Origin of the sequence: Marinobacter pelagius (assembly GCF_003315345.1) — a bacterium.
Classification (GTDB): domain Bacteria; phylum Pseudomonadota; class Gammaproteobacteria; order Pseudomonadales; family Oleiphilaceae; genus Marinobacter; species Marinobacter pelagius_A.
This window is the reverse complement of the sequence record NZ_QNRO01000008.1, coordinates 60,409-83,931: the sequence shown is the minus strand read 5'-3', so window position 1 is coordinate 83,931 and position 23,523 is coordinate 60,409. Positions and strand designations below refer to the sequence as shown.

At 57.2% G+C, this 23,523-nt stretch carries 15 protein-coding genes; 8 read left to right on the top strand and 7 right to left on the bottom strand.

Features of this window, described 5'->3' with window-relative positions; translation table 11 throughout:
- Nucleotides 1-102 precede the first annotated feature (102 nt).
- The 3 genes from DET50_RS09225 to DET50_RS09215 are packed head-to-tail and all read left to right on the top strand — an operon-like array spanning nucleotide 103 to nucleotide 2,545.
- Entirely contained in the window at nucleotides 103-1,104 is a 1,002-nt protein-coding gene (locus DET50_RS09225; protein WP_113862564.1) for an amidoligase family protein, read from the top strand.
- Complete coding sequence (locus tag DET50_RS09220; RefSeq protein WP_113862563.1) at nucleotides 1,097-1,846, top strand: gamma-glutamyl-gamma-aminobutyrate hydrolase family protein; 750 nt, start codon at nucleotides 1,097-1,099, stop codon at nucleotides 1,844-1,846. Before DET50_RS09225 ends, DET50_RS09220 begins: the two co-directional genes overlap by 8 nt.
- Before the next feature lie 15 nt (nucleotides 1,847-1,861).
- Complete coding sequence (locus DET50_RS09215; protein WP_113862562.1) at nucleotides 1,862-2,545, top strand: SIMPL domain-containing protein; 684 nt, start codon at nucleotides 1,862-1,864, stop codon at nucleotides 2,543-2,545.
- Between the two features lie 7 nt (nucleotides 2,546-2,552).
- On the opposite strand, the gene DET50_RS09210 is transcribed toward DET50_RS09215, so the two are convergent.
- Together DET50_RS09210 and DET50_RS09205 are read right to left on the bottom strand one after the other, a co-directional pair.
- The gene (locus tag DET50_RS09210; protein ID WP_258546096.1) at nucleotides 2,553-6,305 is read right to left on the bottom strand and encodes a translocation/assembly module TamB domain-containing protein; all 3,753 of its coding nucleotides are present in this window, start codon (nucleotides 6,303-6,305) and stop codon (nucleotides 2,553-2,555) included.
- Entirely contained in the window at nucleotides 6,302-8,005 is a 1,704-nt protein-coding gene (locus tag DET50_RS09205; protein ID WP_473741716.1) for an autotransporter assembly complex protein TamA, read from the bottom strand. Before DET50_RS09205 ends, DET50_RS09210 begins: the two co-directional genes overlap by 4 nt.
- Before the next feature lie 212 nt (nucleotides 8,006-8,217).
- On the opposite strand from DET50_RS09205, the gene DET50_RS09200 reads away from it, so the two are divergent.
- Both DET50_RS09200 and DET50_RS09195 read left to right on the top strand, forming a co-directional pair.
- Complete coding sequence (locus DET50_RS09200) at nucleotides 8,218-9,225, top strand: hypothetical protein (protein WP_113862561.1); 1,008 nt, start codon at nucleotides 8,218-8,220, stop codon at nucleotides 9,223-9,225.
- Between the two features lie 38 nt (nucleotides 9,226-9,263).
- A complete protein-coding gene (locus DET50_RS09195) occupies nucleotides 9,264-10,733 on the top strand; it encodes an amidase (protein WP_113862560.1) in 1,470 nt (489 codons plus the stop codon).
- 27 nt (nucleotides 10,734-10,760) lie between these two features.
- Here DET50_RS09195 and DET50_RS09190 read toward each other — a convergent pair whose 3' ends face one another.
- On the bottom strand, nucleotides 10,761-14,246 hold the full coding sequence (locus DET50_RS09190; protein WP_113862559.1) for an EAL domain-containing protein: 3,486 nt from the start codon (nucleotides 14,244-14,246) through the stop codon (nucleotides 10,761-10,763).
- A 330-nt stretch (nucleotides 14,247-14,576) separates the two neighbouring features.
- On the opposite strand from DET50_RS09190, the gene DET50_RS09185 reads away from it, so the two are divergent.
- Nucleotides 14,577-15,557 carry an L-threonylcarbamoyladenylate synthase gene (locus tag DET50_RS09185; protein ID WP_113862558.1) on the top strand — a complete coding sequence of 327 codons (981 nt, stop codon included), beginning with the start codon at nucleotides 14,577-14,579 and terminating at the stop codon, nucleotides 15,555-15,557.
- A gap of 41 nt (nucleotides 15,558-15,598) precedes the next feature.
- Nucleotides 15,599-16,864 (top strand): sensor domain-containing phosphodiesterase, encoded by a 1,266-nt coding sequence (locus DET50_RS09180; RefSeq protein WP_113862557.1) that lies wholly within the window; start codon nucleotides 15,599-15,601, stop codon nucleotides 16,862-16,864.
- Nucleotides 16,865-16,886: 22 nt separating this feature from the next.
- On the opposite strand, the gene DET50_RS09175 is transcribed toward DET50_RS09180, so the two are convergent.
- From DET50_RS09175 to DET50_RS09165, 3 genes are all read right to left on the bottom strand, one after another.
- Nucleotides 16,887-17,624, bottom strand: coding sequence for a response regulator transcription factor (locus tag DET50_RS09175; protein WP_113862556.1), 738 nt, complete (start codon nucleotides 17,622-17,624; stop codon nucleotides 16,887-16,889).
- A 508-nt stretch (nucleotides 17,625-18,132) separates the two neighbouring features.
- Nucleotides 18,133-19,164: an NAD-dependent epimerase/dehydratase family protein gene (locus DET50_RS09170; RefSeq protein ID WP_113862555.1), complete on the bottom strand. Its 1,032-nt coding sequence runs from the start codon at nucleotides 19,162-19,164 to the stop codon at nucleotides 18,133-18,135.
- Nucleotides 19,165-19,650: 486 nt separating this feature from the next.
- Nucleotides 19,651-20,466: a hypothetical protein gene (locus tag DET50_RS09165; protein WP_113862554.1), complete on the bottom strand. Its 816-nt coding sequence runs from the start codon at nucleotides 20,464-20,466 to the stop codon at nucleotides 19,651-19,653.
- Between the two features lie 395 nt (nucleotides 20,467-20,861).
- On the opposite strand from DET50_RS09165, the gene DET50_RS09160 reads away from it, so the two are divergent.
- On the top strand, nucleotides 20,862-21,305 hold the full coding sequence (locus DET50_RS09160; RefSeq protein ID WP_220150138.1) for a helix-turn-helix domain-containing protein: 444 nt from the start codon (nucleotides 20,862-20,864) through the stop codon (nucleotides 21,303-21,305).
- A gap of 73 nt (nucleotides 21,306-21,378) precedes the next feature.
- On the opposite strand, the gene DET50_RS09155 is transcribed toward DET50_RS09160, so the two are convergent.
- A complete protein-coding gene (locus DET50_RS09155) occupies nucleotides 21,379-23,508 on the bottom strand; it encodes a bifunctional diguanylate cyclase/phosphodiesterase (RefSeq protein WP_113862553.1) in 2,130 nt (709 codons plus the stop codon).
- Nucleotides 23,509-23,523: the final 15 nt, after the last annotated feature.

The window sequence follows — 23,523 nt, the reverse complement described above, 5'->3', positions numbered from 1 at the left end:
GTGTAAAGCCCGCCCACCGATTTTCTGACGCCTGCGTAACCCGTTGGCAACAGGGGGATGTGTTATGGTGAAAAGACCATGCATGCAGAGTCAGGGAAACCGATGTCACAGACCAGCACCTGCGCGTTACCGGACGTGCGGCTCAATAACGATGGAGACGAACGCCGCGTTGGCGTGGAGGTGGAGCTGTCCGGCCTGGGTTATGAAGTACTGGTGGATCATGCCGCAAGGTTGCTGGACGGGCCGGCAGAGCCGGTGTCGCGCTATGTCACGAGGATTGAAACCGATCTGGGCCCCTTCACCATCGAGCTGGATTCGGATCCCATCAAGGATCTGGACCTGGCCGACCAGCGCCTGCCCCGCTCAATCCGCGAACTGGGTGGCCAGGCCATGGACGTGATCGATGCGGCGGCCGAACAGATCGTGCCGCTGGAAATCGTGACACCACCGATCCCTCTGTCCCGCCTGCAGGACGTGGAAACGCTGGTGGATGAACTGCGCCTGCTCGGGGCCCTGGGCAGCCGTGAGGCCATCTACTTTGCTTTCGGCCTGCAGCTCAACCCGGAGCTACCGGATCTCGAACCGGCAACCATCGTGCGCTATCTGCAAGCTTTCGCAGCGCTGTACGACTGGCTCAAGGCCAGGCACCAGCTGGACATCAGCCGGAAATTCACCACCTACATTGAACCCTGGACCTCCCGCTATACCGATCTGCTGATGGAGGACGGCTACGCTCCCGACCAGTCGAAGCTGATGCGGGACTACCTGGAGTTCAATCCAACCAGGAACCGGGCGCTTGATCTGCTCCCCCTGTTCGCGCATCTGGACGCCGACCTGCTCGGCCAGTATGTCCACGATCCACGCATCAAGAGTCGGCCCACCCTGCATTACCGCCTGCCGGACTGCGACATCGACAACCCCGGGTGGCATTTCTCCAGCGTGTGGAACGACTGGGTCATTCTGGAACAGATTGCCAACCGCGCCGGTGACCTGGCCGAACTGAGGGAGCTGTTCCGGGAAAGCCGGAAGTTCAGTTTCCACAACCTCACTCACAGCTGGCCGGAAACCACAGACCAATGGCTGCGTACCAAGGGTTATGTCTGAAGAATTCCGCGAGGCCCCGGAAATTCCGGGGGTCACCATAGGTATCAGCGGCCCGGCCCGGCGCAGTCTCGCCCATCGACTGATCAGCCTGGGCCTGCGGATGCATGGTGCCCGCACCCACTATATTCGCCCCGGTTCCCGGGTGGATGTCTCACTGTTGGACGGCCTGGTGCTCTCCGGCGGCACCCACGTACACCCTGCGAACTACGGCCAGCAACCCCAGGTGACCGCCCGCTACGATCGCCGGCGGGATGCCACTGACCAACGGCTGCTGAAAGAAGCGGAAGCGATCGGCATTCCGGTACTGGGCATCTGTCGCGGGGCGCAGTTCATCAATGTGTTCCATGGCGGTTCCCTGTGCCAGAACGTCACGCCCCTGAGGGTCCATACCCGGCACAGGCCCCTGCTATTGCCCCTGCAAACCGTCCGGCTGGTCACTGGCAGCCGGCTGGGGCAGTTGATGCACGGCCCGGTGATCGGCGCCAACCGCATCCATAGCCAGGCGATCAAGCGGCTGGGCAGGAACCTGAGGGTGGTCGCCGTCGACAACGACCTGTTTGTCCAGGCCATCGAAAACACCCGGGGCCAGTGGCTCATGGGTGTGCAGTGGCATCCGGAATATCTACTGTATCATGGTGGCCATCGACGCATTTTCGGCCAATTTGTCGAGGCGGCCCGCAACTTCAAACTGGCCCGGCTGGAACCTGAAGCCGGGCCGGCCGATCCTGAAACCACATCCTGAAGGAGTACTACCATCATGAACGGACGGAACCGCTTTCTGCTCCCTCTCATCTCCCTGGCCATGGCGCCTGCACTGTCACTGGCCGGCGAGCTGACCCTCACGGGCGAGGGATCGGTTCGCTATGAACCGGACAGCGCCCGCCTGCAATTCACCGCCAGCGCCGAGGATCCGCTCGCCGCCAAGGCCAGCGAACAGGTCCGGCAACAGATGGAGACATGGCGGGAAGGCATCGAAGCCTGGCGGGACCAGCTCGCTGACTACAGCGATGCCCGGCTCAATCTCTATACCCGGACAATCCCGCCGGCAGAGCGTGGTGGCCAGGCGACCCAGCAGGCCGTCGCCTCCCAGACCGTGAGCTTCAGCATCAGCGACCTGACGCTGCTCAACCCGCTGCTGGAGCAGGCCCAGGCGCTGGGTATGGAGTACAACCTGGGGCCGCAGCAGTTCTACCACTCCGGTGAGCAGCAGTTGGAGCGGGAAGCCCTGGCGGCCGCCATCGCCGATGCCCGCTCCCGATGCGAGTTTGTTGCTGCCGAACTGCAACAGTCCTGTGGCGAGGTGGTCACCATGAACATCAACAGCGGTTACCGGCCGGTACCAATGATGATGGCCGAGGCCCGAAGCGCCAAGGACGTGGTGAGCAGCGTCGGAATCCGTGAAATTACGGCCTCGGTTTCCGCCACTTTCACCCTCGAATGACGCACAGTCAGAAATCCCGGGTATAGAAGATATCCAGGGAGGCTGCCAGGCCGCTGGCGGCCTCCAGATAGAAGTATTTGCCGAGATCGTACCGCAAGGCCACGGTAGTTATGGGCTCAAAAATCCCCACCCCATAACGCACGCTGAGGTCGTCTGTCAGGTAGCCACTCGCGACCACCGACGTCTGCTCGCCCGCGCCTTCAGCTTCCAGGGTCAGCTGCCGGATGCCCAACTCCTCCCCGATTTCTCCGGTGACCTTGCTGGCCTGGGTCAGACCCAGTGACAGGGCGGCCCGGCTCATCTGGCCTTCGTCGCCCTGGCTCTGGGGCGCCCGGCCAAGGATGAGGTAGGACAGCGCATCGGACTGCGGCATATCCGGATTCGAGAAGACTTCGGTCGATGGCGACTGGACCGGCCCACTGAGTCTCAGCCCGGCCACCACGGTGCCAACCTCACGTATCGCCTCGATCTCGAGGTAAGGCTCGGTAATATTGCCCACGAACAGCAACCGGGCCGTGCGCAGTTCCAGCTCCTGGCCATAGGCTTCATAGTGCCCCTCTACCAGCTGCAAGGTGCCCCGGGTGTCCATATCGTTGCCGATGCGCAGGGTGCCCTGGAGATTACCTGTGACACCAAAGGCAGCGAAGGTGACCACGTCCTCTCCTCCGACCCGGACGGTGACATCCATGTTCATCGAACGGATGGCGGGTTCTTCCTGTTCCACGCCCACAATAACCTCGTCCTCGGAGACCTGGACCGCCTGGGCTGGCAGGGACTTGATTTCAATACTGCCCCTGGGCACCGCCACCTCGCCGGTTACCGCCAGATCGCCCTCACTGAAGGTCACCTCCAGATCCGGCGCAATTTCCAGCCGGGCGTAGGGCTCGATGTTGAAGGGAATCCGGCTGCCGACAATCGCCAGACTGCCCCGGGGCGCTCCGGACCACTCCAGGGTACCATCCAGTGTTGTCTCACTGCGTTCGTTACTGCGAATCCGGCCGCTCAGGTCAGCGGAGTAACCATTCAGATTCACTTGCAGCAGGATATCCTCAAGAGGCATGGGCAAGGTCGGGTCCATGATCCGCCCGTCCACCAGTGCCAGCTCGCCCGTCACCTCAGGCTTCATCAATGGACCAGACAACCGCCCCTGACCGCTGATTTCACCAGCCACCTCCTGCATCCCGGTAAAGACCCCGGCCAGGGCCAGATCCAGACCCTGCAGACTGAAGTCCCCGTCCACCCTGCGCTCAGGACTGTCGGGGTCGACGGACAGATCCAGACGGAAACTGCCAAGGGCGTCGCCATCCAGCCGGATATCGACATTCGCCACCTCGGGCTGCAGGGCCAGTTCCGCGGTCAGGGATGAGTAACCCAACGCCTCCCACTCGCCATCGACCAAAACATCGAATTCGCCACTGCCCGCATCAACAAACACCCGGCCGGTGGGGCCTGCATCGCCCTGGGTGAAGGACACCTCGGCGTTCAGCTCCGACTGCCACCGGAGCGTTTCCGGCAACAGTGGCGCCAGCGCCTCAGTGGGGAAGCGGCTGATGCGATAGGCAATATCAGGGCTCGGGTACAGCAACTGGTCCTCCGCGCACACCGAGCTCCGCTGCCAGGCCCAGCAATGGGCACCGAACCGTACCCGGCCATCCGGCTCCCAGGCCAGTTCCGCCGGGGCCTGCAGCCGCCACCGTTGATCCTGCTCCGGAATCGCGATGTCCCCCCTCGAAAGATTTCCCAACCAACTTTGCCACCCTTCGGCAAAGCCGCCGGCAAACGCCAGTGAGACCTGTGCCTCCGGATGCCGGGCATCAACCGTCAGCGTGTGATCCTGCTGACTGCCGGTGGCTTTCAGTTGAAGTGATTCCAGTTCCTGACCGGCCGCCTCAATGGCCTCCGCATCAACATTGGCCTCGAGTATCTGGCCTTCCGACAAAGCGGCCGACACAGTGACATTCCCGATGGTCAGCTGGTCCTGCCAGCTTAGGGCCTGGCCACTTGCTGCAAGTTCTGCAACCGGGTCCTCAGGGCTGCCGGAAAGATTCAGCGACGCCTCAAGCTCGCCGTCCAGACCAGCAAGCAGTTGATCCGGCTCGGGCAGGAAAAGGGCCAGGTCTGCGGACAGTTCAGGCCCCCAGGTACCCGTTCCGGAGACCCGGTTATCCCCCACAACCAGCTCCAGACCGGATACCACCCAGCTGCCGGTTGCGGTATCGAGGGCGCCGGTCGCCAGGGTCTCGTGGGATCGCCAGGTACCCGTGAGGTCCCAGCTCGCGGTCATGCGCGGCACCGGAGCATCCACTAGGGAGCCCTCGCTTTTTACCTCGCCATTGAGCGACGCTTCCAGCGCGGGCACCCAGAATCCCGGATTGAAATCACTGAGTTCAAGGGCGGCCTGCCAGGTCACCGGTCCATCAAAACCGACCCGACCACTGCCGGTGGCCGATCCGGCGCCGGTTTGCAGGGCAAGCTCCGAGAGGTTGACCCCCTTGAGATCGCCGTCCAGGGACGCTGCAACGGTGGCCTCGCCCATCGGGCCTCGGGTCTCCGCCTGTAGGGAACCCTGGTATTGATTGTCCGCCCAGCGGAAGCTGCCGGTCAGGGTATTGAGTTCGACCGGCGGCTGGGACAGATCCGGCAGCAGCGAATACCAGGGGAATCGATCCAGTGACAGGTCAGCATCGGCGGAAAATCCACCGGTCCAGCCCAGGTTGCCCCGGATACTGGCTTCACCCGGCTGTTCCCCTTCCGTGGCCAGCACCAGTTCAAGGTTGTCAGCCCCCGCGGTGGTGACCAGACCTGACAATCTTAATGCCACCGGTCCGACGGTACCCGGCAGCGTGGCCTTACCATTGGCGCGGAAACCCTGCTGCAGCGATCCGTCCGCCTCCACGATAAGATTTTGGAAGGTGAGTGTATCAGGAAGGCCATCCAGGGCCGTGAACTGCTCAGAGGCAACCCGCAGTTGTGCCGGCAGCGACGTTTCCAGAGGCGCCACCTGCCCGGAAAGGGCAGCATCAAGATAGCCACGGCTGCGGCCCTCCAGGCGCAGATCTTCGATGCTGCCGGCCAGGTTCACTTCAATCTCCCACTGATCCCCTCGGGGTGGCGGCAATGTGGCAATGACCTCGAGATCGACCGGCCAGTCTCCCCGGGTTTCCACCCGCCCCCGGGCGGTGACGGCATAGTCCGCCAGCTGGTAGTGAACCCGCTCGAGCTGCCAGCTGGCACCAGACCCGCCAGCATCCAGTTCAAACCGATCCCAGACCAGGGATCCATTGACCGTGAACGCCCCGATACGAACGTCCGATATTTCCAGGGCCAGCGGGATGTCGACCACCGGCAGGGCGAAGCCCGAAGCGGGTTCCGTGCCGTTGGACGACGGGGCTGTTTCAAGATCCATGGACTGTGCGTGCAACGTGTCGACGCACAAACGCTTCTCGAACAGGCATGAGGGCGACCAGTCCAGCAACGGCTGCTGCAAATCCAGATTGATGCCGTAGCCCTGCCATTGCAGCCGGCTCGCCTGCCAGCGACCCAGCAGAGAGCCCTGCCCTTCGTCCACTGTCAGCCCCGGTACCTGTTCGATAACCCAGGCCGTCCCGGCTTCCGAACGAACCAGTAGCAGGGCCGCACCGATCAGCAACACCGGTACCAGGACGATCACCGCAAGGATCACACCCACCCAGCGCAACGGGTGCCACTTGCGGCGGCGATTCTTGCCAACCGTTTCCGTTGCCTGCTTTTCGTCGGTCACAGTTCCGGCCCCATCGAGAAGTGAATTCGCCAGCCTCCGCCGAACTCCGGATCCAGGCCCTTGGCGATATCCAGGCGCAACGGCCCCACCGGGCTGACCCAGCGCAGGCCGATACCGGCGCCGGTGGCCAAAGGATCAAGCAGATCGTTGATGGCATTGCCATGATCGACAAATACAGCCACCCGCCAGCGCTCGGCAAACTCGTACTGGTACTCGGCACTGCCGGCCATCAGGTAACGCCCGCCCACCGGCACGCCATTGTCGTTTTCCGGTGACAGGGTTTCATAGCCGTAGCCCCGGACACTCTGGTCACCACCGGCGAAGAAACGCAAAGAAGGCGGCACATCCTCAAACCGGTTGGTGCCAACCGCGCCGATCTGGAATCGCCCCAGGAACCGGTGATTGTCAAACAGGGTATACAGCCCCTTGGCCTGGGCGTAGACATGCAGGATATCAACCTTGGACAGCACCGCACGGTGGGCGCCGGTCACATCCAGCTGCAACCGGTAACCCCGGGACGGGTCCAGGGGCGAGTCCTGGTGAAGCTTGGAATAACCCATACCTGGCAGCAGCAGGCTACTGGTGCCTTTCTCATCATCGCCGATGTTGAAGCGCTCGCCCTCCCAGCGGATGGACAGCACCTGCAACCAGCCGTTGTCCAGCTGGTGCTGCCATTGCTGGCCCAGGGTCAGCAGTTCGGATTCCACGTTCTCGATATCCTCCCGCTGGTAACCGGCGGTCAGGCGGATCAGGTCTGTCATCGGCGGATCCAGGGGCAGCTCGTACCAGGTGCTGAGGTTCTGCCGGGGCTGGGATATTTCGGTTTCGGCCCCGCGCTTGTGGCCCATCGGATTGATCCAATGCTCGCGCCAGGTACCCCGGAAGCGGGGGCCAACATCCGTGGAAAAACCGACACCGGCCGCTACCGACCTGCGATCCCGCCGGCTAACGGCGACACTCACCGGAATCACCCCATCGACGGCATTTCCTGGCAGCGCATCCACATCCACCCCGGAAAAATACCCGCTGCTGGACAGGTCCCGATTCAGCTGGGCGATGATATCCGAGTGGTAAAAGGTGCCTGGCTTGAAGGTGACATAGTCCTGCAGTAAGGATGTTTCGAACCAATGCCCTTCCTCGAAGTTGACCTCGCCCAGCCGGTATCGCTCACCAGAGTCGAACAACACCCTGATTTCGGAGTTGTATTGCTCGGGATTGACTCTCAGGACCCGGGCCACAAACCTGCCATCAAAGTAGCCGCGCCGGCGGGCAAGGTTCTGGATGGTGCTGATCAGATTGCTGTATTCGCCATGATCCAGCACATCGCCGATTTCTGGCTGCTCCGGCAGCTTACCCACAAACGCCGGGTCTTCTGCGGCCGCCCCCCGAATATCCACCTGCCTTGAGGTCACTCGTACCGGTTCTCCCGGTTCAATCTCCAGTATCAGCGTGGCCAGCTCATCCGCATCGCCCGCTTTCACCTGCCAGTCTATACGGGGACTGTAATAGCCCAGGGCCCGCAAGGCCCTACTGGCTTGCTCAACTGCGGTCGGCGCATAACGCCTCAGGTTGCCTTCGCTACGACCGTCGACCTCACCAATAAAGGCCTCGGCGTTGGCTTCCAGCTCCGGATAGTCTCCCTTCACCCGAACCTCGACCTGCTGGGCAAGCCCCGCCGCGGGCCACAGCGACACCAGCACCAGCAACAGGCAGAACGGGTAAATTCTCGGGATCGGGTTAATAGACAGGCTCCAGCTTGTGATGTTCTTTCCGTAGGGGTGCTATACGTTCCATTAAAGATTGGAAGTTTAACGTCAGGCGGTCAAGTTGAGGAGCCTGTCGTGCTTGGGGTACAAATACGCTAACCTGTCAGGGACTTACACAGCCTCCAGATCGGATAAGTGGCCACTACATGCTGCATATAAACCGGGAAAACCTGAAGTCCAGTCACCAGCTCATCTGGTTCATCATCGATTTCCTGATGCTCGGCCTGCTCATCCTGAACCTGGCATTCATAATCTGGGACTCCATCTACAATTTTGTCGCCATCCAGAACCTGCTGAAAGAGCATGCCCCGGCGCTGCAGTCTGCCTACCATCCCATTCACGAACGGTTCATTTTCTACGACATGATTTTCGTGACCATTTTCCTCACGGAATTCTTCGTGCGCTGGGGCTATGCCATCAGAGCCAGTGTCTATGACCGGTGGTATTTCTACCCGTTCATTCACTGGTACGACCTGGTGGGCTGTATCCCGGTGGGCAGCTTGCGTTTCCTCCGTATCCTGCGGGTGATCTCCATCATCTACCGGTTGCACCAGTACCGGATCATCGACGTCACCAACACAAAGATCTACCGGTTCGTGAACTTCTATTATGAGGCGTTCATGGAGGAGCTGTCCGACCGGATTGTGCTCAAGGTCCTCAATGGCGTCCAGGATGAGGTTCGTCGGGGGTCGCCGCTGTTCGACAGGATCCAGAAAGACATCCTTTATCCACGCCGTGACATGCTCTCGGAGTGGATTTCCCAGCGCGTGGCCGAGGCGGCACAGGAAGGCTATGTGCCCAACCGGGGCGCGCTACGCAACTACCTTGAAGGGCGCGTGGACAACGCCCTGAAACAAAATATGGAGCTGTCCCGCCTGAAATACCTGCCGGTGGTCGGCCCCACGATCCAGGAAACCCTGGAGGACGCCGTTGGTGACATCGTCGCCAACGTGATTCACCAGATCCTGGAAGACCTGGCTTCCAGCTCCAACCACGCGTTCATCGAGGATATCGTGAACGTCTTCCTGCCCAGCCCGGACCAGGTGGCCGCCGACGAAACCCAGAACCAGGCGCTGATCGACCTGATCATCGAGATCCTGGATGCCATAAAAGGCCAGGTTAAGGTCAAGCACTGGCGTGCCCAGCTGCCGTAACGTATAAGAAAGACGCCCAAAACAACAAGAGACTGCCCATGGACGCCCTGCATTACCAACCGGCCCACGAACTTCTGCGCCAGCTTGAGAACGGCGCACTGACCAGCGAACAGCTCGCCCAGGCCCTGCTGGCCCGCATCCGGGACCAGAACCCCGCCATCAATGCGGTGGTCACGCTGGATGAAAATCGTGTCCTGGAGCAGGCCCGGGAGGCGGACCGGCAGCGTGCGAACAACCAGGAGCTGGGCCCCCTGCACGGCCTGCCGCTCACCCTCAAGGACACCTGGGAAGTGGCCGGCATGACCTGTACCGCCGGCGCCCCTGCCCTGAAAAATCACCGGCCGGAACGCCATGCAGATGTGGTCCGGCGCCTGGAAGACGCCGGCGCCATCATCCTGGGTAAAACCAACATTCCGGTCTACGCCACGGATTTGCAGAGCTACAACAAGCTGTTCGGTGTCACCAACAACCCCTACGACGTGACCCGCACCCCCGGCGGCTCCTCCGGGGGCGCAGCAGCCGCCCTGGCAGCGGGATTCACGCCGCTGGAGGTGGGTAGCGACCTGGCCGGTTCGATCCGCATACCCGCCCATTTCTGTGGCGTGTTCGGTCACAAACCCAGTCGGTCACTGGTGTCGTTCCGGGGCCACATCCCCGGGCCTCCGGGCACCCAATCGCAACCGGACCTGGCCGAAGGCGGCCCCATGGCCCGGAATGCGCGAGATCTGGCATTGCTACTGAACGTTATCGCCGGCCCGCGCCCGGCCGAGGGTCGCAGCTGGACCCTGACCATGGAACCAACACGTTTAGAAAAGCTCGATCAGGCCCGGGTAGCGCTGTGGCTGGACGACTCCCTCTGCCCGGTGGAGGACGAGCTGGTGGAAGGCTACCGGAACCTGGGCAAAAACCTGGAAGACCGGGGGGCCCTCGTAGCCGAGACCGATCATCCCCTGCTCAGCCTGGAACACATCCTGCCGGTCTACTTCAACCTGCTGGGCAGCCTGATCGGAACCTCGCTGAAACCGGCCCAACGCCGACAGATGAAATGGATCGCACTGCTGGAGCGTTGGCTACATCTGCTGGGCCCGATCACCCCTTACATTGGCGAATACGCCCGCGGGGTGAACCAGCGGATCTATGAGTGGATGCAGTGGAGCGAAGTCCGGGAAAAGATGCGGGCCGAGATTGAAACCCTGTTCGAGGATTTCGATGTATTGCTCACACCGATCACCCCCACAGCTGCCATCCATCACGACCACAGCCAACCCGTTTTCAAGCGGCGTATCAGCGTGGCTGGCAAACCCAGGGCCTATATGGATCAGTTTTGCTGGATTGCTCTGGCGACGCTGTTAGGGCTGCCCGCCACCTCAGTACCGATCGGGCGTACTAAAGAAGGCCTGCCCTATAACGTGCAGGTGATTGGGGCGCCGGGGATGGATCTGACGACGATTCGGTTTGGGGAGTTGTTGGAGGAGCACCGCCTGGCTGGCTTTACTCCACCGCAATAAGTCGGGGACATGTTACCAACCAAGGCTTCAAATCTCGGTTGTGACCCCCTGACTGCTCCACTCGACCAGATCGTCAAAGGCCATCGGTCTGGCAAAATAGTAGCCCTGGAACGCCTCACAACCATTGCCACTGAGGAACCGGACCTGTTCTTCCGTTTCGACGCCCTCGGCAATGACTTTCAGGTCCAGTTCCCGGGCGAGCGTGATGACACCCTTGCACACAGCCGCATCCTTGTCGTTGGTGGTGACACGATCAACAAAGCTCCGGTCAATCTTGATCTTGTCCACGGGCAGGTTCCGCAGATACGCGAAACACGAATACCCCGTTCCGAAATCATCGATTGCCGTGGCAATGCCCATCCCCGCCAGGGCGTTGAGTATATCGACCGCACCATCCGTATCCCTCATCAGGATCCCTTCGGTAAGCTCCAGTTCCAGGTATTCCGCCCGCAGCCCGGTTTTTGCCAGAATACTCCTTACCGAGCTCAGGAAACTGCGACGGTGAAACTGCAACGGCGACAGGTTGACCGCCATACGGCCCCTGAGAAGCCCCATTTCCTGGAGCCGCTTCGCGTCACGGCAGGCCTGGGTCGTCACCCATTTGCCCAACTGCACGATCTGACCGGTCTCTTCCGCCATCGGGATGAAGTCGGCGGGCGAGATAAACCCCCTCTCCGGGTGCTTCCAGCGAACGAGCGCCTCAAGGCCGCACAGATAACCGAATAGATCTACCTGTGGCTGATAGTGCAACACCAGTTGGCCGGACTGAATAGCCTCCTGCAGTTCGTTTCTGAGCGCCACTCGCCTCGAGAGCTTGTTATCAAGGTCCGGCGAAAAAAGCTCATAGGTGTCTCGGCCTTGCTGTTTGGCCTTGTACATGGCCATATCGGCGTGTTGTAGCAGTTTTTCCGGCTGATCCAGATCGTCGGATAGCACGCTGATACCGATGCTTGCGGAAATGAAGAGCTCATGAGAACCAATGACATGCGGTTTGGAAAGTTCTTCCAGAACGCGCTCCGCCACATTTTCCGCCCCTCGTACTGACTCCACATCTGGCAATAGGAGCACGAATTCATCCCCTCCGAACCGGACCAGGGTATCGGTCGGGCGGATCACTGTCTCCAGTTTGCGCGCCACGCTGATGAGCAGTTCATCCCCAACCTTGTGGCCCAGGGTATCGTTGATGGGTTTGAACTCGTCCAGGTCGATAAACAGCACCGCCAGGACCTGTCCGCTCCGCTTTGCCAGGGAAACGTCATGCTTCAGGTGATCCTCGAACAGTGCCCGGTTGCCCAGCCCTGTCAGGACATCGTGGGTCGCCTGATATGCCAGCCGTTGCTCCTGTTCTTTCTTGTCCGAAATGTCCCGCATGATGGCAGTGTAATGGGTGATTTCGCCACCGGGGTCACGCACGGGGGTCACGGACAGCTGGTTCCAGAAAGGTGTCCCGTCCCGACGATAGCTTTTCATCGTCAGGCTGATGCAGCGGCCTGCTTTCACAGCACGCCTGATGCGTCTGATGTCCGCTTCTTCCGTTTCCGGTCCGGTGAGCAGCCTGGCCGGAGCGCCGATAACCTCGGCTTCGGAATAGCCCGTCATTCTGCAAAAGGCAGGGTTCACATAAACTACCGGCAAACTCTCCGCCCGGTGATCCACGATCACGACACCGTTATCAGTGGATTCAAGACTGCGTTTGAGAATTCGCTGGTTTTCCTGGGACTGCAGTTTCTCGGTGATGTCCTTGGCAATGAAATAGGCACCGGTGACGGCATCGTCCACCACGATGGGCAGAAAGTCACACTCATAGTTCCGGATATCTGAGCTTCCCGGAGAGACAAAGCCGATCTCGAAGGACTGGGTGTGCCCCGCAACGGCATTAGAGAAGGCCGTCTCGAATCGGCGTTTGTCATCCTCGGTGATCACTGCGGCTCGCAATACCGTTTGGTAATGTGTAACCCCGACATCAGAGTCGTCCAGGCCGACAAGGGTCTTGGCTACCGAATTCAGTGCACGGTAATAGCCCTGTTTGTCGAAGGCAATGATGGTATCGGGTGATCGGGAGAAAAGGGAACGGAACTCCTGTTCGGCCTTACCAAGCACCTTCGCCTGGTCTTTATAGGCGCCAAGCAAATTCCGCCCCACGATCAGCAGATAACTCATCCACAGACCGAAAAGCAGAACCGTCATCGGAAACAAAAAACGAAGCGAAAACAAGGCAGGTGGGCCTGCCTTGGCGGTTAGCAATACACTGGCTCCGGGGTCAAGCTCGACGACAGTCGTTTCACGGATTTCAGACAGACCGGTATTCAGGCTCGGATCACTTTTTCCCAAAGCAGGCCCGACCGGCTTGAGCGCAAGGTCGAATTCATGGTTGCTGTTGGGCACCTCGTACGCCAACATCTCACGGATATCGAAGACAGCGAGAAACTCGCCAGCGGCACGGTTGGTGGCGACGAGGCTCAGGACCTTGAACGGATCGCTACTGTCAGGGAAAAACCAGCTGTTGGCGATGTTCTGCTCTCGGGCCCGCCGCAGCCACGACAAAACATCAGGCTTGACGACCTGATCCATCAGCCACAACAAATCCCCCGGGGACCGTGCCGATCGCCATAGTGGCTGCCCTTCTCCCCTGACGACCATCAATGCATCCAGGGCCGGCTTGTCTGGATAGTAGCGGCTGACTTCCCGTCGCCTGGTTTCATCGGGAACATCATTATCCGCAGCGGCCCAACGCCCGGCCAGACGGTCGATCAGTCTGACGTGCTCATCCACCCCATGCTCCAGGATTTCCTGATAGTGCTGGAGGATTGTCCGGGCCTCCTGATGGCGCTGCATATTGATGGTCCAACTCGCCAACAGGAACAGGACGAAGGTGCCCGTGACAGCCAACAAGCCAATAGAAGCGCCCTTACAGTGAACCGAAAACCGCCGGCTCGCCTTCTGTTCAGAGAGGAGCACGAGGACTGCACCGAAAGCGATACAGTACAGCCCCCCAATCATGGAAAAGCCTGCCCCAAGTCCGTTGGCCTCTGCATCGAGTCCCTCGTACAAATGGCTGACAAGCACAATGGCACCAATGCCCACGCTGGTGCAGCCGGTAATGAATCCGAACAGACTCCCCCTGGCACTGCGCACACCCAAAAAGCTCACGCCAGCCATCAGCAGCAGCGCCAACGGTGGCAGCAGGTCCAATACATAAGAAACGCTAACCGGGTGCAGTCCAACCCCTGACCAGAGAGAAAGCAGCCAACGGATCAGCCCGTAAAGGCCGAATATGGAAACCAGACCTCCCGCCAGCATCCGCCAAAAGCGCCCTGGGAAAGTCAGGGCAAGGACGGCGAAACCGATAAGGATGATAGCCGGCGCACCTTCCGGGCTGAGCGTCAAGCGCTCCGGCACGGCCAGGAAGGGCATAGCCTCCACGGCAAAACTGATTAAGCCCGTAAGGACACTGCAGCCAAACAGGATCAGCAGGATCGCCTGCAGCCGGAATTCATTGGGTGTCGGGAGCATCGGTAGAGAAAACCAGGGAAGAAAAAACGGCTTAAAAACTCATCGCCTTAGTGCACGAGCCTTATAAAGTAAATCGTTCGCATATTTCGCACCAAAATGACCCGCCATTCAATGGTATTTTTTTTGAACAACGTCAGATTCCGTAAACTTTTGCAAAAGATGGCTTTCATAGTAAGGATTCAACCGCATTGATCCAGGAAACCACCCCAAAACATCGAAAATACCGATCTTTTAATATTTAAATATCAGATCTTAACGATATTACTTGTACAGTAAAATTGACTGGAATAGCCCAACGGCTCAACTCAACCCACGCCCTGCTGAACAACCATGCCCCACACTCTTAAACTCGACGCTACACAATCAGGCGCCATCGAACACGCAGCAAACCTGCTCCGACGTGGCCAACTGGTAGCCCTTCCCACCGAGACCGTCTACGGTCTTGCCGGCGATGCCGCCAACCCCCGGGCAGTTAAAAAGATCTTCGAAGCCAAACAACGGCCGCTGGGACACCCTCTGATTGTCCATCTTTCAGATCCACGCAGAATCGAGCAATGGGCGAGTAAAGTGCCAGAGACGGCCTGGAAGCTTATTGAAGAATACTGGCCGGGTCCGCTGACACTACTTCTGCCGAAGAAAGATAGTGTCAGTGACTTCATAACCGGCGGCCAACCCGGGATTGCGTTAAGGATGCCGGCTCATCGTGCCACCCTTGAAACAATAAAGTTGCTTGGTCGCGATATTGTTGCGCCCTCTGCCAACCCTTATGGCAGGGTCAGCCCCACGAGCGCCGAGCATGTGATAAACGCCATGTCCGGAAGAATCGACGCCGTATTGGACGGCGGTCACTGCACAGTCGGAATCGAATCCACAATCGTGGATCTCACCGGCGAAAGGCCCTCCATTGCGAGGCCGGGACAAATCAGTCAACGCGACATCGAACAATGCCTGGGCATTTCCTTGTCAGGTAAATCTCCCTCACAGCAAGCGGTTCCCGGAAACGTCAAGCGTCACTATCAGCCGAATACACCAACTATTGGCTTACCTGCCGGTGACTTTTCAGAACAGTTCCCCCGACGCGCTCCCAAGGGTGCCCGCATTGGCGTGATCTGGTGGCAATCCGTTCCCGGACCTGAGGCCACCGAATCCACCCGGCTCGCTGCCGATCCGGATGAGTATGCCCGAATGCTGTATACCGCGATGCACTCAATGGACCAGGCTGCCCTGGATTATCTGTTCATCGAGCTGCCACCGGAGACGGACCGCTGGATGGCCGTTCACGACAGACTCAGGCGGGCATGTTCGAGATAGGCGAGTGAAGTATTGCAGATGAAAATGTATGCTTGGGCTGAATGGAACAATTCAAATGGTGTGGTATGACAGAATCGGCGCCAAGGCTTGGACCAGCCCTGTTCAAAAGTGTTCTCGACCCGGCTGAGAACCATTCTGCAGCAGCGCTTCAGACAATGTTGAAAGCGGCCCGAAATCACCTGGGCATGGATGTAGCCTTTGTTTCTAATCTTAAGGATGGCCGCCGCTACTTCGATTTTGTCGATGCAGGTCATAATGCCCAGGTCACCCTCACTCCCGGCGACTCCGATCCTGCCGAAACCAGTTACTGTCAAAAAGTAGTTGACGGTGAGTTACCGGAACTGATCCATGACGCCAGAAAGCTACATGCAACCCGGAAACTGCCTGGCACCCATACGTTACCGGTCGGCAGTCACATGAGCGTTCCGATAACACTTGATAATGGGGAAATCTACGGCACTTTCTGTTGTTTCAGCCATCGCCCTGAGCCCGGTGTCACCAATCGGGACATGGAGATCCTCCGAACCTTCGCAGATATAGCCAGCCTGCATATTTCCCGAAAAGAGGCAGAAAGAAGTAAGAAGGAAGAACTGGTTTCCGAAATTGAGCGAATTTTACGTGAGGACAGGCTGCACATCGCCCTTCAGCCCATCATCGATTTGCGGTCACGCGAAGTAGTTGGATTGGAGGCGCTTTCCAGATTTGATACACCAGCAAGAAAGCCACCAAATATCTGGTTCGAGGAAGCTCAGCAAGGCGGAATGCAGGAGAAACTCGAACTCCATGCGATAGAAAAAGCAATGGCAACAGCAGAAGAGATCCCCGGAGAAATTTACATTTCAGTCAATATCTCGCCAGAAACCATTCTCGAAACTGATAAAGACGACCTACTGAACTGCCTCCATCCTGCGAGAACCATTGTTGAAGTTACAGAACACTCAAGCATTGAAGACTATGATCTTATTGCAGAGGCACTGCGACCACTCAGAGACCGGGGAGCGAGGCTAGCAGTAGACGATGCCGGAGCGGGATACGCCAGTTTTCGGCATATCCTCTCCTTGGAGCCTGATATCATCAAGCTCGACATGAGCATTACGCGAGATATCGACACCGATTATCGCAAGCAGGCCCTGGCCAAAAGCATTATTGCGTTTGCCGAAGCCACTGGCAGCGAAATTGTGGCGGAAGGGATTGAAACGGGCGCAGAACTTCGTGAATTGCGTATGCTTGGCGTGCACAAAGGCCAAGGCTACCTGACCGGCAAACCCATGACGGTCGAAGAGCTCAGATCTGGCGGTTATATCTGAACTGGCAGAAAACACTGTTGCCTCAGGCCTGAGGCAACATATTCCCGGTCATTTGTGTCTGGGAAACGGTTGAGCCCATAACCCTCTCCATCATATACCCTACACCATAGACTGGCTTCAGCCTCAAACCATACGAACCGTCAAGTTGAAGGCGTCTTCTTAACCGGGAAATATGCGTGTCAAGTGTCCGTGTTGAATAGGCATCGCCGCGTCCCCACACATTCCGATAGATAGTCTCCCGATCAAACACAGCATCTGTGTTGCTGAACAGGAAGTTGAAAAGATCGAACTCCTTCTCGCTGAGTTGGACCGGCTCGCCTCCCACCTCAACCATTCGGTTTTTGATATTCGCGGTGTAATTGATCCCCCTCCTGAAGTGTTTCAGCTCAAAATAATGGCGCCTCCGGAAAGCCGAAAGTTTTGCCAGAATGATATTGGTGTCATACGACTCTTCCAAAAAATCATCAGCGCCACTGTTCACTGCCGATAACAAGGCATCCAGGTTCAGCCGGTAACTCGGCGATGTCGCTATGAGATATGGCCACCAGCCAAATCTCTTGCGGGTATGCGAAGAAAGCTCAGGTGCATACCCGACCTCTGATATGTCCAGATCCAGGAGGATTATGTCAGGATCATTTGCACTCGAGCCATCGGAGCTGAAAGTTCCATCTGCTCCCTCCATAGTGACGATTTCACACTCGGGGATATCCAGAATGAACTCTCGCCAGTTCTGGTTTCTAGTGATGACAACAAGCTTCATAAACACTCAATCCGTCAACGTCAGCTCAGAAACTCTGCCACAGAGCTGCCAGAAGTTTTCAAGCACGATACCTTTGCCTCAAAGCAGACCTCCCGCTGGATTCATCCTGAACGGCACATCGCCTTCTAATGGCGGTTTAGTCGGCCCTGGATAGTGGTACCCTCACCGATCGAAAAGTGATCCCGGTATCAGACACCTGCTCATCCTGCCACTTCGTCTCCAGGCTTCCGGAAATTCTGGAGAGGAATCTTCATATTGGGTTGTTTGAGCCCACAAAGATACTTGTTTTGAGTATCATGTACAACAAAATGTTGACTAGCGCTAAAAAATAAAGAGTGAATAGCGAGCAGAAAAAGGCCCTCCCCGAGACTGGAAGGCAGGACATGGGGAGGGCATCCGAAGGGGTTGGCCGATGGCAGGAACGGATTAATCCCGAGGGGTGAGCCCGAAGCATCGACCGACCGTAAAGATATTGTTGCCTAAACCTGAAGAACAATCAACATTTTGTTTACTTTGCCATATTCCTGTGGACAAACCAGGATGAGGCAGCAGACAAGCCCGAGCGCAGATCAAAGGCGGGGGTATACCCGAGGAATTCCCGAGCTTTGCCGATATCAGCGCACTCTGAATAGTCGTAATCTACATCGTGAAGCGTATATTCCGGAGAGTGCAGGTAGTCCTGGTAGAGGGCGGACAGCTCAAATCTCAGGAAATCGAATAGCTCATTCAATGTTGTTCCAACGCCCACACCAACGTTGTACACCTGCGCCTTTGCATCATCACTGGCAAGCGCGGCCAGAATATTTGCTTCGACGACATTTCCCACGTAACAAAAATCCCTGCGCACCTCACCGTCTCCGGGGATGGCAACCTTTTTGCCGGACAACATGGACGAAATCCATCGCGATATAACAGGCACTTCATGACCCCCGGTATTCTGCCGGGGACCGAACACGTCAAAATAACGCAACCCTATTGGCCTGAACCGATAGTTACGGGCAAATACGTCGGCATAAAGCTCGTTGATCCGGTTGGTAACAGCAGCCGGGAACATGGGAGAGCCCGTCCGGTCTTCCCTTTTGACTTCGGACTGATGATCGCCATAACAAGCACTCGAGACAGCATAGGTGAAGCTACTCACCCCTTCATCCCGAGATGCCACCATCATGTTGAGAAATCCTTTAACGTTTACATCGTGGCAACCAACCGGGTCCTTTATCGACCATTGAGGCGAATCGAGCCCAGCCTGATGCAGTACGTGATCAACGCCCCTGACGATATCCCGACAGGTTTGCAGATCGCGAATATCGCCCTCGATAAACTGGAAGTTCTTCCAGTTGTCGGGCCCAACCGACTCCCTGACGTCTGCGAGATTTTCAGCATATCCGGTAGCGAAGTTATCGATACCGATGACTGTTTGCTTGTTTTCCAGCAACCACTCAAGAAGGTTTGACCCGATAAAACCAGCAACCCCTGTGATTAACCAGACCTTCGGAGATTCCCTGAGCTCCCGTTGGCATTGAACAAACCTTTCACTCATGACTCATCGCCTTCTCACCGAACCACACGCAAGAGGGTCCAAGCACGCTTACTCGAACCGACTATTTAGTACTGGATGATAGTAGATTAAACGGCATACAAATACTCTTTTTGAGTATCTTTGTGTAACACGGAGGGAGAAAGTCGGACAGAGCCTCGCGGCCTTAGCTTTTCATCAAGAGCAACGGATTGCCTGCGGCGTTTATCGATAGCCGCCATTTCAGTCTGCTACTGCGCATTGCTCAGCCACTTGGTCACTGCCAAATACCAGGTCATAACGATCCGAGAGTAGAATGACTTGCGCGATGGCCACTTCACTGACTGATCCAGCAGAAACACGACTCGCCCAGTCAGAAGTCAAGGAGCTGCAATCGATGGCCAGACCGTAGTAATCGGAGATAAACTCCCCGATTCGTCAACACGCAAGTCAACATCATCATTCGCAGCCAGCCCCCTAATCACCGAGTCGAAAGCTGGCAATGATCGATCAGATGGTGACGTCATCCCGAGAGCCCTGGAAAACAAAAAGGCTGACGGGCAACGAAGACAAGAAGGATCGCTGCCACTCGTTGGCAACCCCCTCGCAAATAACCGTCTTCCCATCTTCATGAATCGCCGAGTTCAGCAACGTGATTCGCTCAAAATACAACGAATGATCGAAACGTGACTCATCCTCCCCAATACCCAACCAATCAGGAGAAACGGAGAGTTGCGGAACTGCCCGGTACACAACGGATTCCGCAAATGGGGAATCGCGGCCCGATTGCGGATTCTTGAGAACGACGCCAATGCCCTCATCCTCGAGCTGGAACAGGGCCTGACGAAACAGCCTCAGATCCCGGACATCCTCGAGCTCTCGTGCGTCGATGGCGATCTTCAACCTGAAACCTTCCTTGCGAATAGCACCGGCAGCTCTCACCAGAGAATCCTGGAATCTGGCATCAGCCACAACGAACCAGGAGACCTGAATCAACACAAAGGTCCCTTGCTGAAGACTGGGCTCCCCCATCAGGTCTCGCACTTCACTGGTCTCTCTGTCGCAAGCAACCACCAGCCTGCTCAGAAACGCCAGGTAAACATGCACATCAGGCTGAGCATCCGGCAACGTGTAGCCTAGACCTTCGCCGACAGGGGAGCGTGTGCCGGACCGATCCGGCACTCTGAATTCATAGCCAGCCGGCTGATGTTGGCGGGTATAGATTGTCCGCCCCCTTAAGCGGGTCAGCCCTCCAACATTCCGGATGCCGAACGTGGGAAACCCGGCGCTCTGCCTGTAAGTGCTGACTAAACTGTTACGTAACATACTTTGACACTCCTGATTCTGGTACCCCAGACGAGCCCAACAGTATGCAATTTTAGTATTTCTGGACAAGAAACTCAACGTGTGGTGCGCAGGAATCATACAACGACACCTGGATTCCGACTCCTGTTCAGACCCTCTTGCTGCCATGAGAATTTGATGTTAGCGCAGGCGATCCATACGCATTTGAATGTCAGGCCAGCGTTTACCCGATGAAGCGATTATGTGCAAATGACGTAAGGCCCGCCTTCAAAATGTGATGCAGTTTTGATTTTCTCGCGCATATTCGTCTACACTTTATGACATTCGGAATGGGTCCACTGTGCGAAATAGCATGATTGAGTATCGGGGCAGACTCGGAACCGAAAGAATTCAACTCAAAACGAGAGGATAGAATTGTGATTCAACATGACACAGGCGTTAAAGCCGTTCTCTCAAGGATGAAACAGCTGTTCGGCGTTGAGAAGGACGCAGAACTTGCACGAGCTCTGGACATCAGCCCGCAAACTCTGAGCTCCTGGCGCCAGAGATCTGCTGTCCCCTACGCACTGTGTGTTGACTGTGCAAAGTCCCAGGGGGCCTCGTTGGACTGGCTGCTATACGGCGAGGGCGAGATGATGCGGGAGAGCACCATCAACACCCCCGAAGCAAAAACAGGCAGCGCCCCCCGGAGCCGGGAAAGCTTAAAAGCCCGGCTGATCGAGACACTGGAGGGGCTTGCCACAGACGACCTTGAGGATCTGCTGAACGACGCGACGAAGCGCCAACGCCTGAGAGAGCTGGAGAAGCGTTTCGAACATCTGCAGAGCCACTTTTTCGAAACCACGCAGAGAGCCGTCTGATCCTTTGAATGATAGTGCATAACCTGGCGGTCAGATGAAGTCGGTTTGTTTTCGCGTCCCGGGCGGGGAAGATTTATTTTCCACCCTTTGCACCGCCGACTTCATGTATCAGCTCGCTCAGCACAATGACCGCCTCTTTAAGAAGCGCTTCCTTACCGGCTGGATGGACCTGTTCGAGTTCATCCACCTCATCAATCATCCTTTTGACTGATTTTTTGATCTGCTCAAGCCTCGTGCTCTTAGAAGGTAGACTGAGGTTTGCCTCTAGCCTCTCAACAGACGCCAGGAACGACTCAAGATCGTCTTTTTTCTCTGGCAGTGCCACGTTGCTACGCTTCGCCTGGCTGAGAATTTCTCTGAGCAACAGCTTGTGCTCCGTCAAAGCAAATGAGTAGAGATCATGACGGCCCGCCCCCTCTTCCGGGAGTGTTATGGAAAGGTCCTTGGCACCCTGCGTGGTGAGATAGCCGATCAGATCATCCTCCGCGAGTGGCCGGGAGATACCGAAACCCTGCCCTCCTGAACAACCTATTGCTTCCAGAAGTTTGTACTGTCCCGAGGTCTCAATCCCTTTCGCCACCACATCAACACCATATTCGCCGGCAAAGTCTACGATGTTCTGCACAATGAATATGGCGCCAAGATCGTCCTCAAGGCCAGAGATGTAGCTCTGCCCAATTTTTATACAATCAATGGGCACAAGCGGCGAAGAGAGAATCTTTGACCCCCCCTCACCAAAGTCATCAATCGCAAAACGAATGCCCCGCGCATACAGCTCCCTCAAGGGTTTTTCCAGCGAACGATGATCGTCCAGATACTCGAGACTGTTAATATCGATGCTCAACCGTTTGACGATGCCTTCTGGATAATTTGCGCAAATAGCCAGGGCTCTTTCCAGAAGAACCTCGTTGGCCAGCTGCTGGGCCGCCATATTGATGCAAAGACTGATGGAAATACCTCTGCGCTGCCACGACTCGAGGGTGGCCAGCGCTAAATCAAGGACCCACAGTCCGACTTCGTCGAAAATGGCGAAACTTTCAATAGAGCTCAGAAAATCAACAGGCCGTTGAATTCCCTTTGAAGGATGCTTCCAGCGGAGCAAGCCTTCGGCGAACTGAACTCGTCCGGTCGGCAGGCCAACAACCGGCTGGAAATGCAAGCAGAACTCATTCCTGCGAAATGCGTCAATAACCTCCTGAGCTTCCCTCTCGATGGCTTTGCTATATCGTCCAGCCCTTTGCCTGTGAACAATAAAACTCGGGCTGGCACCGGAACTGGCCCTGGAGACAGCCTTTCTGGCCTTTAATAGCAACTCCTCCGGGCGCATGGCTTCCCAGATCTCACGAACACAGACGCCTGCATTTACCGCGAGTTGAAATTCGAAGCCACGGGTTACGATTTCCCGGTTCAATGCAGCAAACATCTTGTCGAGGACATCGCGGAAATCAGCGCGCCCATGCACAAGAATGAGGAATTCATCCCTTCTGTACCGGGCAATAAAAACTCCATCCCCGATAAAAACCTTCAACCGGTTCGCCAGAACAGACACGAGCTCATCGGCGAGATCGGGCGGAAAATTCTCGGCTTCACGTCGCCAACCTTCAAGCGAAAAGATAGCGACCACGAAATCTTTGGATCTTGCCGAAAGGGTTTTGCACAGGCTCTCGAGCGTTCGCTCTGCGCCAACAGTATTGGGTAGTCCTGTCAGGGGGTCGTGCACGGTCAGGGTCGAACGCATATCTTCCCGATCAGAGCGGTCGAATTCCTTGATGAGCCTGAACGTCAGGATCAGAAATCGTTCCTCGTTTGCCTCCAGCGTGTTGACACCGAAAAACCGGACACCCCGCTCCTCCCCTTTGGACGACACGAAAACGGCATCACAGCTCTCAGGTTCCAGTGGTGAGCCGTCCAAGACCGTGCAATCAACAGCGGTACCAGTGAGCAATGATTCTGCATCGGCTGACAAATCAAATATGTCCTCAAATTTCGCTCCGATCAGTTGAACGGCAGAGACACCAAGCGCTTCAATTGCCAGCCTGTTGGCATCGACGATCCGGTTCTCTGATGTCACCTGAATGAGCAGGCCCGCTACGGGCAGCTCATAAAAGGTGCGCGAATAGAAAAGCGATTTCCCGGGCGACGAAAAATTCCCTGAGACCACATTGGAGCCGAGTTCCGACTTTCCACCTTTAACCAACCTCATAGATCTGCCCTGAAC